The following is a 10848-nucleotide window of genomic DNA, read 5'->3' as shown; positions in this document are numbered from 1 at the left end:
GGGAACGGGCTCGGCGGCGGAAGGGCGTTACAAGTTCATGAACGGCGGCAAGGGCGGCAGCAGCGCCGGCACAGGGGCCGGCGGCGACGACACACCGCGGGTGGGACCCGGCATCCGGCGCAGGCGCCGCGCCCTGGAGCTGACCCTCGCGGAGGTGGCCCGCCGCGCCGGGGTCTCCGTCCCCTTCCTCAGCCAGGTCGAGAACGGCCGCTCGCGCCCCAGCATGAGTTCGCTCCAGCGCATCGCCGACGCCCTGGACACCACCGCCGTCCAACTGCTGGCCTCGGCCCAGGCGCCCCGCCCCGTGGACGTCGTGCGCGGCGACACCGAGCCGGCCACGCGGGGCGGCGTACGGCCCCTGGTCCGTGGCCGGCAGCGGCTGCACGCCCTGGAGTTCACCGGCGACCACGACTGGGGCCGGGAGTACCGCCACCGAGGCGACGAGGTCCTCTACGTGGCGGACGGCTCGGCCGAGGTCGAGGCGGACGGCGCCCGGCATCTCCTCCGGCGCGGCGACACCCTCTACTGCGCCGCCGAACTCCCGCACCGCTGGCGTCCCTTGGAGCCGGGCACCCGGGTCGTGGTCGTCGGCATCGCGGACCACGTGCAGATCCTCGACGACACCGGCCCCTGATCCGGGGGCACGCCCGGGCCCGCCCCGGCCGTACGTGCGGCCTTTTCCCGGGCGAAGCCTGGCATATGCGAGGATGTGCCAGGTCACGTCGGCAGAGACAGACGGGGGAACGCGATGACGCTCGGGGACGGCCGCGCGAGGCCTGACGACGGCAGCCGGGCCGCCGGACTCGTCGCGGCACAGGAGAAGGCGATCGCCCTCTTCGACGAGGTCGCCGCACGCGGCCTGGTGGCACCCGGCGCGGGCGAGCGCGAGGTCAGCGACCGTATCCGCGATCTGGCCAACGAGATGTTCGGCACCACCAAGCACTGGCACAAGCGCATCATCCGCTCGGGCCCCAACACCCTGCTCCCGTACCGGGAGAACCCGCCGGACCGCACCATCGGCGAGGACGACATCGCGTTCGCGGACTTCGGCCCGATCTTCGAGGAGTACGAGGCGGACTTCGGCCGCACCTACGTCTTCGGCGACGACCCGCTCAAGCACCGGCTGCGCGACGACCTGCCCCGGATCTTCGCCGCGGGCCGGGCCGCCTTCGCCGCCGACCCCGCCATCACGGGCCGGCAGCTCCACGCGGAGGTGGACCGTCTGGCGCGCGACGCCGGCTGGGAGATCGGCATCTGGCACGCGGGCCACCTCGTCGGCGAGTTCCCCCACGAGGTCAACGACGGCGCGAAGGCGGAGTCCTACATCACGCCGGAGAACACCACCCCGCTGCGCCGCACGGACCGCACCGGGCGCACCTGCCACTGGATCCTCGAACTCCACCTGGTGGACCGGGCGCGGGGCTTCGGCGGCTTCTACGAGCAGCTGCTCGACCTGGCCTGAGAACAGCCGGCCGGCCTCAGCGGTCGAGGGCCTCGCCCAGGGTGGGAAAGCAGTCGACGACCGTGTCGAGGCCGACGATCCGTACCGTCCGCCAGATGAACTCCGAGGGCGCGGCCAGCCGCAGCCAGCCGCCCGCCGCGGTGAGGGCACGGTGAGCGGTCAGGAGGATGCTGATGCCGCTGGAGTCCATGAACGAGACCCGCTGGAAGTCCGCCACCACGCGCGGGTGAGTGGTCGTGGAGGCGTCCAGGGCCTCCCGGAGCGTCCCGCCGGTGTCACGGTCGATCTCACCGCTCACGGTCAGGACACGGATGTCACCCCTCATGGCCGAGGTTACCGACAGCGGACCGGGCACCGCGGCCCCTCCGGCCCCCGCCTTCGCTTCCTCGGCCACGCGCACGATACTGGCACACCGAGCACCGCGCCCGAAACGGTGCCGGAGGAGGTTGGGGCCGCCGACGCGGACCGGATCGGGCGGCATGGCCCGGAGACCGTCAAGGCCGTCGCCCACAGCCTCGAAGCCCGCCCCGCTCCGGTCGGCAAGCGCGTCGCGGCCCGCCTGCGCCTCACGGAGGGGACGGCCGGGTCACACGGTGCCGAGGGCCGTGCGCAGGATGGCGACGGCCTGGCCGATGGCGGCTTCCGCGGCATGGGTGTCCCGCAGGGCGTTGAGCATGACGAAGTCGTGGATGACGCCCTGGTAGCGCACGGCCGTGACCGGGACGCCGGCCTGCCGCAGCTTGGCGGCGTAGGCCTCGCCCTCGTCGCGCAGCACGTCGGCCTCGGCGGTGATCACCAAGGCCGGGGGCAGGCCCCGCAGTTGGTCGGTGGTGGCGCGCAGCGGTGAGGCGGTGATCTCGGCTCGCGCGCCCTCGTCGGTGGTGTACTGGTCCCAGAACCACCGCATGGCGTCGCGGCGCAGGAAGTACCCTTCCGCGAACTGGTGGTAGGAGCCGGTGTCGAAGGCCGCGTCGGTCACGGGGTAGAACAGCACCTGCTGGACCAGCGGGACGTCGCCGCGTTCCTTGGCCATCAGGGTCAGCGCGGCGGACATGTTGCCGCCGACGGAGTCGCCGGCCACCGCGATCCGGGCCGCGTCCAGGCCGTGGGCCGCGCCCTCGCGGACGATCCACCGGGCGACGGCGTAGTTCTGCTCGATCGCGACCGGGTAGCGGGCTTCCGGAGACAGGTCGTACTCGGGGAAGACCACGGCCGCCCGGGAGCCGGCGGCCAGTTCGCGCACCAGGCGGTCGTGGGTGTGGGCGTTGCCGAACACCCAGCCGGCGCCGTGGATGTAGAGGATCACCGGCAGCGTCCCCTCGGCGCCGGCCGGCCGCACGACGCGGGCTCTGACCGATCCGGTGGGTCCGCCCTGGACGGTGACCCACTCCTCGGTAATCCGCGGCTTGTCGATCTCCCCGGACTGCACCTCGTCGACGGCCTTGCGGCCCTCGGCCGGGCCGAGGTCGAAGAGGTACGGCGGGTTCGCGGTGGCCTCGGCGAAGGCGGCGGCGGCCGGCTCCAGTACGGGGCGGACGGTGGACTCGGACATGGGGTGCTCCTCGCTCAGGGACGTGACGGCGGCCGGGGAGGCCGTCCGGCGGAACGAGGGCAACAGTACTGTGCGATTAAGTCGTGCACAACTGAATCGGTAGCGACTTAGTCGAGGGCGCTGAGACTGGTAGGGTCACAACGGTTACTTCCCGACGTTTGGACCGAAGTCATGGACCCGGACGCGCACCGCGCCGCAGAACAGGGCTCTCTCCTGCTCCAGGACCAGCTCTGCTTCGCCCTCTACGCCGCCTCGCGCTCGGTCATCGCCCGGTACCGGCCGCTGCTGGAGGAGCTGGGACTCACCTACCCGCAGTACCTCGTCATGCTGGCGCTGTGGGAGCAGGACGCGGTCTCGGTCCGGGAGCTGGGCTCCGCACTCCAGCTGGAGTCCAGCACGCTCTCCCCGCTGCTCAAGCGCCTGGAGGCCGGCGGACTGATCGAGCGCCGGCGGCGCACCGACGACGAGCGCTCCGTCGTCGTCCGCCTCACCCCGGCCGGCGCGGATCTCCGCGACAGGGCCCGGACGGTCCCGTCGGCCATCGGTGACGCCATGGGACTGACCGTCGAGCAGGACGCCACGGTCAAGCACCTGCTCCGTGTGCTGACCGCGAACGTCATCCGCGACTGACCCTGCCGTACGGCTCCTTGACCGCCGGCCCCGGAGGCGCACCCGGCGCGTGCGTCACCGGTCTCCCGGACGGCACACCCGGGGCTCGGTCACGGTGCCGGCACGTACGCCAGGCCGTGGGCGCCCGACTCGCCCTCGTGCTCGACCGTCAGAGTGGTGACCACCCTGGCCTCCACCAGGTCGACGACGGTCACCGTGCTGTCCAGGATGGCGGCCACATAGCCGAGCCGGCCGTCCGGTGACGAGGTGATGGTGAGGGGGAAGGCGCCGACCGGGAGTCGGCCGAGCGGCTCCCCTTCCGGGTCGTGGAGGTGGAGCACGCCACCCTGCTGGCCACCGAGGGAGGCTCCGTCGGACCCGGCGGTGACCCGGAGTTCGCCCGCCAGCAGCATGCCCTGGGACGTGGTGTGGACGGGGAAGACCACGTTCTGGGTGCCGAGCGTCCGCACGGTGTGGCCGGTCGCCGTGTCGATGATCCGGACGCCCGCTCCGGGCACCGTCCCCGGGTGGTAATCCCCCTTGGGCGCGGCGACGTACACGTACCGGCCGTCGGGCGAGATGTCGATGCCCTCACTGCCCGGGACCGCGATCCGGTCCAGGAGTTCGCCGGTCTCCAGATCCACGACGGAGACGAAGGGCGCCTCCTTGTTGGCGGAGTAGGCCCGGCGGCCGTCCGGGGTGAGCGCGAACCAGTGGGGCCCGGGCGCGTGCACCGGGACCCGCCGTACCCGCTCGCGCGTGGTGGCGTCCAGGGCGACCAGGCCGCCCGTCTCCTCATCGGTGGCCTCGACGCTGACCCAGATCAGGTCGCGTACCGGATCCATGCGGATGTCGTGCGGCGCGTGGTCCGGGGCGAGGTCCACCGTGTCCACGATCCGGCGGGCGTCCGGGTCGATGACCACCAGCTCCCGGGCCCGGCCGGCGTTCGCGTGGTAGTAGCCGGACCGATAGGTGATGCTGGCGTAGAGCAGGCGCCTGGCCGGGTCGTAGCACAGCTCGTGCGGCTGGCTGGGGAGTTGGAGCACGCCGAGCGTGCCGTGGCCGACGGCGTCGAAGAAGGTGACGGAGGAACTGCCCTGGCTCACCACCGCGAGGACGTCCCCGGTCCTCGGCGAACGGGCCTCCGCGGCGGCTGCGACGGCGGTTGCGGCGGAAGAACGGGCTGTGTCAGGTGTGTTGGTCATGACCGCAAGCCTGGCGACGACCGTCGATTGACTCCAGTGCAAGGTGCGCAAGGATGGCGTGCGTCAGACGCAAACGAGCTGGCGGGGGCGGAACCCGGCCGGCTGTCCAGTGATCGGAGTCACACCGTGACATCGGCCGTCCGCCCTCCCGCCGAACCGCCCACTCCCGGCTCGCTCGACCTGAATCTGCTGGTCGCGCTGGACGCCCTGCTGGAGGAGGAGAGCGTCACCGGCGCCGCCGAGCGGCTGCGGCTCTCCGCGCCCGCCGTGAGCCGGACGCTCGGCCGGATCCGGGCGGTCCTGGGCGACCCCGTCCTGGTGCGGGCCGGACGCGGCCTGGTCCCCACTCCGTACGCCCTCGAACTGCGCCCGCGTGTACGCGCGTTGGTGGAGCAGGCCCAGGCGGTCCTGGCACCGCAGCCGGCCGCCGATCCCGCCCGGCTCACCCGGCGGTTCACCCTCCAGGCCAACGAGATGGTCCTCACCGCTTTCGCCGCCCGGCTGATCGGGGCCGTCTCGCGTCAGGCGCCCGGTGTCGTGCTGCGTTTTCTGCCGGAGACGTCGGAGGAGACCCCGGCGCTGCGGGACGGCCGGCTGGACCTGGAGATCGGGGTGATCACCCGACCGGAGCCGGAGATCCTGGTCGAACACCTCGGCGGAACAAGGTTCCTGGGTGTGGTCCGGCCCGGCCATCCGCTGCTGGACGCGGTCCGGAAGGGCAAGCGCGCCGCGGCACGCGCGTTCGCCGCCGCCGATCACATCGGCGTGTCCCGGCGGGGCCGGGTGCACGGCCCGGTGGACGAGAGTCTGGCCGAACTCGGCCTGCGGCGGCGCGTGGTGGCGACACTGCCCGGCTACACCGCCGCGCTGTTCCTGTGCCGGGAGACCGATCTGGTCTGCCTCACCCCCGTCGGGGTGGCCGAACACTACCCGGCCGCTCTGGGCCTGCGTACCTTCGAAGTCCCGGTTCCCCTGCCACCCGTCGAGGTCGCCATGGCCTGGCACCCACGCGACGACGCCGACCCGGGCCACCAGTGGCTGCGGGACCGGGTACGGGAGGTGTGGCGGTCGGCCCCGCAACCCGCCGGACAGCCCTGACAGCCGTAGGGCGGGGCCGCCGGGTACCGGCCACGGTCACGCCGTCACGGCCGTATCGCCACCGCGTCCACCTCGAACAGCATCCCCGGGAGGGCGAGCGAGGCCACCCCGCTCAGTGTCTGGGCCGGCAGCCGGTCACCGAAACGGGCGTGCAGTGCCTTGCCCAGCACCGCCAGCTTGTCGAGGTCGTGATCGACGACGAAGGTGCCGAGGCGGACCACGTGTCCGTAGCCGAGACCGGCTCCGGCGAGCGCCGAGCGCAGCCGGTCGAAGGCCAGGTCCACCTGGGCCGCGAAGTCACCCGGTACCGGAGCGCCGTCGGCGTCCGAGGCGTACTGGCCGCCGATGAAGACGAGTTGGCCGGGTGCCGACACCGCGTGGCTGTAGCCGAACGGCGTCGGATCGTGGAGGTCGGCCGGGTTGGTGATGTCCCGCTGGTCGTTCGTCATGCACCGGCAACCTCTCGCTGGCACGGAACATTCCGTCGGGCAGTGGTCCATGACCGGATCGGTCCGCCTCCGGACCCGATGAGGTCTGCCGGCGCCTTACCCGTCCCGAGCAGGATGGAGGCATGAACCGAGCCTTGATCGTCATCGATGTCCAGGAGTCCTTCCGCGCCCAGCCGCTGTGGCCGGTCGTCTCCGAGCCGAAGATCGCCGACCAGGTGAGCCGCCTGGTCCGGGTCGCCCGCGACGCCGGGGATCTCGTGGTGTGGGTCCTGCACGAGGAACCGGGCAGCGGCGGCGTGTTCGATCCCGCCCTCGGCCATGTCCGGCTGATGGAGGGGCTGCGCCGCGAGGAGGGGGAGCCGCTGGTCCGCAAGACGTCCCACAACGCCTTCACCACCACCAATCTCCAGCAGCTCCTCACCGAGCGCGGCATCGGTGAGCTGACCGTGTGCGGTATCCGCACCGAGCAGTGCGTGGAGACGACCACCCGCCTCGCCGCCGACCTCGGCTACCGGGTCACCCTCGCCGTCGACGCCACGGCGACCCATCCGCTCCCGCACCGGGACGCCCCCGCCGGGCAGAGCGTCGCCGAGCTGCTGGCCGACCCCCGCACGCTCAGCGCGCGGGAGGTCATCCGGCGTACCGAGTACGCCCTCGCCGGGCGCTTCGCCACCATCGCCACCGTCGCCGAACTGGAGACCGCGCACGGACGTCAGGCATGATGACCGGATCGTGAACCACGTCGTCTTCCTCCTGGTCCCCGGTCTGCACCTGCTGGACCTGGCCGGCCCCGCGCAGGCCTTCTCCACGGCGTCCGGCCTCGGGCATCCCTACACCCTCGGCTATGTCGCCGAGCAGGAGCAGGTCCCCACCGCGCAGGGCGTGCCCCTGCTGGCCGGCCTCGCCTGGCCCCAGCTCGGCCCGGATGACCTGATCGTGGTGCCGGGCTGGCGGACGGCCGCCCTCGCCGACAGCCCGGTCCTCGGTGCCGGCAGCCTGCGGGCCCTGCGGGACCACCACGCGCGGGGCGGCACCGTCGCCAGCGTCTGCGCCGGAGCCGAGGCCCTCGGCCGGGCGGGACTCCTGGACGGCCGGCGCTGCACCACCCATCACGACGTGCAGCACGAGCTGGCGCGGCGCTACCCCCGGGCGACCGTCGTCCGCGACGTCCTCTACACCGCGGACGACCGGGTCGTCACGTCGGCCGGCATCGCCAGCGGCATCGACCTCGCCCTGCACCTGATCGCCACCCGCCACGGCCCGGCCGTCGCCGCCCAGGTCGCCCGGGACATGGTCGTCTACGCGCGGCGCAACGGCCACGAACCGCAGGCCAGTGCGATGCTCCGGTACCGGTCCCACCTCGACGACATCGTGCACCGCGCCCAGGACCTGCTCGACACCCGCTTCGACCGGCCATGGCCGCTGCCCGCGCTGGCGGCGGCCGTCGGCGTCAGCGAACGCACCCTGACCCGCCTCTTCACCCGGGCCACCGGCGGCCTCACCCCGCTGCGCTACCAGCAGACGCTGCGGCTCGAACGGGCCGAACACCTCATCAGCCACGGAACCACCGTCGACAGCGCCGCCCGCGCCGTCGGCTTCCAGGACGCCCGCATGCTGCGCCGGCTGCGCGCCCGCACCGGCGGTCCGGATGCCGACGGCGCGTGAACTCCCTGGGTGCGGGGCTCAGGGCTTGCGGGCGACGGCGCCGTAGCAGGCCGCCTCGGCGTCCGTGAAGGTGAGGTGCGCCTCCTCGGGGTCCGGGTGCCAGCGCAGGATGGGCTGGACGCCCGGATCGAGCAACTGCCAGCCGTCGAAGAGCCGCGCCATCTCGTCCCGGGTGCGGGCCTGTACGGGGGTGCCGGCCTGCCGGTAGGTGGCGGCGAGTCGCGCGATGGCCTCGGGGTCGAAGTCGGGCGTGGCGTGGCTGATGACGAGGGCGCTGCCGGAGGGCAGGGCGTCCTTGAGGACCTTGACGATGCCGTGGGCGTCGTCCTGCTCGTCGCTCACGAAGTGCAGCAGGGCGTTCAGGCTGAGCGCGATGGGCCGCTCGAAGTCGAGCGTGGAGCGCAGCGTGGGATGGGCGAGCAGGGCGTCGGGATCGGTGACATCGCCCTGCATGTAGGCGGTGGCGCCGTCGGGGTGGCTGTGCAGCAGGGCCCGGGCGTGGGTGAGGACGATCGGGTCGTTGTCGGTGTACACGACGCGGGCCCGGCGGGTGACGCCCTGGGCGACCTCGTGCAGGTTGGGCGAGGTCGGGATGCCGGTGCCGATGTCCCAGAACTGCTCGATGCCCAGGCGGGCGACGTGGCGCGTGGAGCGGCGCATGAAGGCGCGGTTGCTGCGGGCGGCGATGAGGGCGGCGGGGAAGGCGGCGATGGCCCGGGCCGCCGCTTCCCGGTCGGCGGGGAAGTTGGTGATCCCGCCGAGGTAGTAGTCGTACATACGGGCCGAGTGCGGCCGGTCCAGCTGGAGATCGACCACGTCGCCGCCGTCTCGCACGGTGCTGCTGTCGTCCATGCCCGTCCCCCAAGTTCGGCGTGGATGCTGTCTTCGCGACGGTACGCCAGGGTGCGCCACCCCTGTCCGCCATGCTGAGCTTCCTCCCCCCGAAGCCGCCGGGACAACCGGAAGATCGGCCAGCGTTGCGCACGGCGTCGCGCAAGGACCAACGCTGACAAACCTGTTCGAAGGCATCGCCTGGGATACGGATGGGTAGCCATGCCCTGGCCGTCAGTGAAGAAATCCCGCGAGCACCTTGCACAAGACGGCCGTTGATCCGGTTGGCTGATGAACGGGAAAGCGTATTTCCCACACCGACGTCGCCTCGACCTGATGCGGTGCGGTGCACAGCCGAACAGGACGCTCGTGGACATCGAACTGGTCACCAGGGTGACCGGCCCCCGACCCCTCGCCGCCGTGCGCGCCGGAATACACCACCAGCGGGGCGTTCCCCGTCTCCGCGGCCCGGTCCGACACCGTCGCCGGCGAGGGTGAGGCCCGGTGCTCCCACCCCTGGACGACTTCCACCGGCATCATGCCGCGTTACCGCGCGCCCGGTCCGGGCGGCTGGCGTTGACCTTCGAGGCCTTCCACGACTACCACCGCAAACTCTGGATGCGTTTCGCCCACATCCAGGTCGGCAGCCGTTCGAGCGCCGAGGCCGTCGTCGACGCCGCCTGCGTCCGCCTGAAGAAGACCTGGCCGCACGCCCTGCTCCAGGAGTCCGTGCCGCAGTACGCCTGGCAGGTCCTGAAGGAGGAAGTGCACCGCTGGCTCGCCGAACGCCGCCTGGAGCCGCAGGTCGGCGACGCCGCCTACCTCACCGCCGTACAGAAGCTGCTCATGCACGAGATGCGCGACGAACTGCGCGTCATCTCCCAGGAGATCGGCCTCTACGCCGCCATCTCCGCCCTTCCCGAGCGGCAGTACGACGTCATCCTGCTCCGCTTCCTGCTCGGCATGGGCGAGGCGGAGGTCGCCGAGTACCTCGGCATCGACGGCGCCACGGTCCGCTCCCACATCCGCCATGCCCGGCGCTCGCTCGCCAAGCAACTGCACATCCCCTACAAGGACGACAAGGAGGGGGAGAACTAGTGGCCCGTACCGACCACGAACCCGTCGCCGACATCGCCACCGCCCTGGCCGCCGCCGAAGCCCTCACCGACACCTACCAGGACTACGACACCGGCACCGCCCTGCATCGCGTCGGCACCGCCGCCGAGCAGCCCGTCGCTTCCCGCCTCCCCCTTCCGTACCCGACCGTGCACGAACAGGCCGCGCACGATCTCGACCTCGCCGTCAGCCTCATCGTGGACGCCCCCCAGGCCCACCTCAGTCTCAGCCGGCTGCTCGACTCCGACCCCATCGAGCCCGAGGGCGCCCTCGTCTTCGCCGCCCTCCTCCACCTTGCCGGCTACGCCGACCCCGCGCAGTTCTGGTTCGAGTTCGCCGCCGGCGCCGGAAGCCGTACCGCCGCGTTCTGCCTGGCCCTCCTGCACCAGCAGCGCTCCGAACACCGCACCGCCGCCTACTGGCACTCCCAACTGCGCGCCCGCTCCCGCAAACCGGCCCGGCCCTCCCACGCGGCACCCCAGCGGGCCGCCCTGCTCCCCGACAGCGTCCGCCGCGACCTGATCAGCCTCTGCTGGCAGGGCCGCCGCCCCTCCCTCCCCCCGCGTCTGCAGGCCGTGATCCACAGCCTCCCTGTCGAACCGGCCGACGACGACTTCGGCGAGATCCCCCGACCGGACCACACCCTCATCCGGCTACCGGCGGTCACGACGAGATGACCGGATCGCCGGCGCGGACGGTGAGCGCGAGGCGCCACTCGACGCTCGGCCGGCACTGCTCGCTCGCGGCCGCCGTGAGGCCGTCACCGGGGGCCGAACGGCTCTGATCCGCCCGCCACCGGGGGCCGAAGGTCCCGCGCTCGTCGGGATGGGGCGAGGAAGAGGCGCTGCGGCACTACGTTCG

At 72.5% G+C, this 10848-nt stretch carries 13 protein-coding genes; 8 read left to right on the top strand and 5 right to left on the bottom strand.

Going from position 1 to position 10848, the window contains the following annotated elements; all coding sequences use genetic code 11:
• Positions 1–37 precede the first annotated feature (37 nt).
• Together NX794_RS21360 and NX794_RS21355 are read left to right on the top strand one after the other, a co-directional pair.
• Complete coding sequence (locus NX794_RS21360) at positions 38–634, top strand: helix-turn-helix domain-containing protein (RefSeq protein WP_258780241.1); 597 nt, start codon at positions 38–40, stop codon at positions 632–634.
• A gap of 114 nt (positions 635–748) precedes the next feature.
• A complete protein-coding gene (locus NX794_RS21355; protein WP_258780240.1) occupies positions 749–1462 on the top strand; it encodes an aminopeptidase P family protein in 714 nt (237 codons plus the stop codon).
• 16 nt (positions 1463–1478) lie between these two features.
• Here NX794_RS21355 and NX794_RS21350 read toward each other — a convergent pair whose 3' ends face one another.
• Together NX794_RS21350 and NX794_RS21345 are read right to left on the bottom strand one after the other, a co-directional pair.
• On the bottom strand, positions 1479–1817 hold the full coding sequence (locus tag NX794_RS21350; RefSeq protein ID WP_258780267.1) for an STAS domain-containing protein: 339 nt from the start codon (positions 1815–1817) through the stop codon (positions 1479–1481).
• Positions 1818–2048: 231 nt separating this feature from the next.
• Positions 2049–3014: an alpha/beta hydrolase gene (locus tag NX794_RS21345; RefSeq protein ID WP_258780239.1), complete on the bottom strand. Its 966-nt coding sequence runs from the start codon at positions 3012–3014 to the stop codon at positions 2049–2051.
• 171 nt (positions 3015–3185) lie between these two features.
• Here NX794_RS21345 and NX794_RS21340 point away from each other — a divergent pair, with 171 nt between their 5' ends.
• Positions 3186–3644 (top strand): MarR family winged helix-turn-helix transcriptional regulator, encoded by a 459-nt coding sequence (locus tag NX794_RS21340; protein WP_258780238.1) that lies wholly within the window; start codon positions 3186–3188, stop codon positions 3642–3644.
• Positions 3645–3733: 89 nt separating this feature from the next.
• Here the strand turns inward: NX794_RS21340 and NX794_RS21335 are convergent, their stop codons facing one another.
• On the bottom strand, positions 3734–4828 hold the full coding sequence (locus NX794_RS21335) for a YncE family protein (RefSeq protein WP_258780236.1): 1095 nt from the start codon (positions 4826–4828) through the stop codon (positions 3734–3736).
• Positions 4829–4954: 126 nt separating this feature from the next.
• On the opposite strand from NX794_RS21335, the gene NX794_RS21330 reads away from it, so the two are divergent.
• Positions 4955–5926 (top strand): LysR family transcriptional regulator, encoded by a 972-nt coding sequence (locus NX794_RS21330; RefSeq protein ID WP_258780234.1) that lies wholly within the window; start codon positions 4955–4957, stop codon positions 5924–5926.
• A 44-nt stretch (positions 5927–5970) separates the two neighbouring features.
• Here the strand turns inward: NX794_RS21330 and NX794_RS21325 are convergent, their stop codons facing one another.
• Entirely contained in the window at positions 5971–6375 is a 405-nt protein-coding gene (locus NX794_RS21325) for a RidA family protein (RefSeq protein WP_258780233.1), read from the bottom strand.
• Between the two features lie 122 nt (positions 6376–6497).
• On the opposite strand from NX794_RS21325, the gene NX794_RS21320 reads away from it, so the two are divergent.
• Positions 6498–7097: an isochorismatase family protein gene (locus NX794_RS21320; protein WP_258780232.1), complete on the top strand. Its 600-nt coding sequence runs from the start codon at positions 6498–6500 to the stop codon at positions 7095–7097.
• Positions 7098–7107: 10 nt separating this feature from the next.
• On the top strand, positions 7108–8040 hold the full coding sequence (locus tag NX794_RS21315) for a GlxA family transcriptional regulator (RefSeq protein ID WP_258780231.1): 933 nt from the start codon (positions 7108–7110) through the stop codon (positions 8038–8040).
• A gap of 18 nt (positions 8041–8058) precedes the next feature.
• Here NX794_RS21315 and NX794_RS21310 read toward each other — a convergent pair whose 3' ends face one another.
• The gene (locus tag NX794_RS21310; protein ID WP_258780230.1) at positions 8059–8892 is read right to left on the bottom strand and encodes an SAM-dependent methyltransferase; all 834 of its coding nucleotides are present in this window, start codon (positions 8890–8892) and stop codon (positions 8059–8061) included.
• Positions 8893–9375: 483 nt separating this feature from the next.
• On the opposite strand from NX794_RS21310, the gene NX794_RS21305 reads away from it, so the two are divergent.
• Positions 9376–9969, top strand: a complete 594-nt coding sequence (locus NX794_RS21305) for an RNA polymerase sigma factor (protein WP_258780229.1) — start codon at positions 9376–9378, stop codon at positions 9967–9969.
• The gene (locus NX794_RS21300; protein ID WP_258780228.1) at positions 9969–10664 is read left to right on the top strand and encodes a glycoprotein; all 696 of its coding nucleotides are present in this window, start codon (positions 9969–9971) and stop codon (positions 10662–10664) included. Before NX794_RS21305 ends, NX794_RS21300 begins: the two co-directional genes overlap by 1 nt.
• The last annotated feature ends 184 nt before the right edge of the window (positions 10665–10848 follow it).

Source organism: Streptomyces pyxinicus (assembly GCF_024753135.1).
GTDB lineage: Bacteria > Actinomycetota > Actinomycetes > Streptomycetales > Streptomycetaceae > Streptomyces > Streptomyces pyxinicus.
The sequence above is the reverse complement of the archived record's forward strand: the minus strand, read 5'-3'. Positions and strand labels throughout refer to the sequence as shown.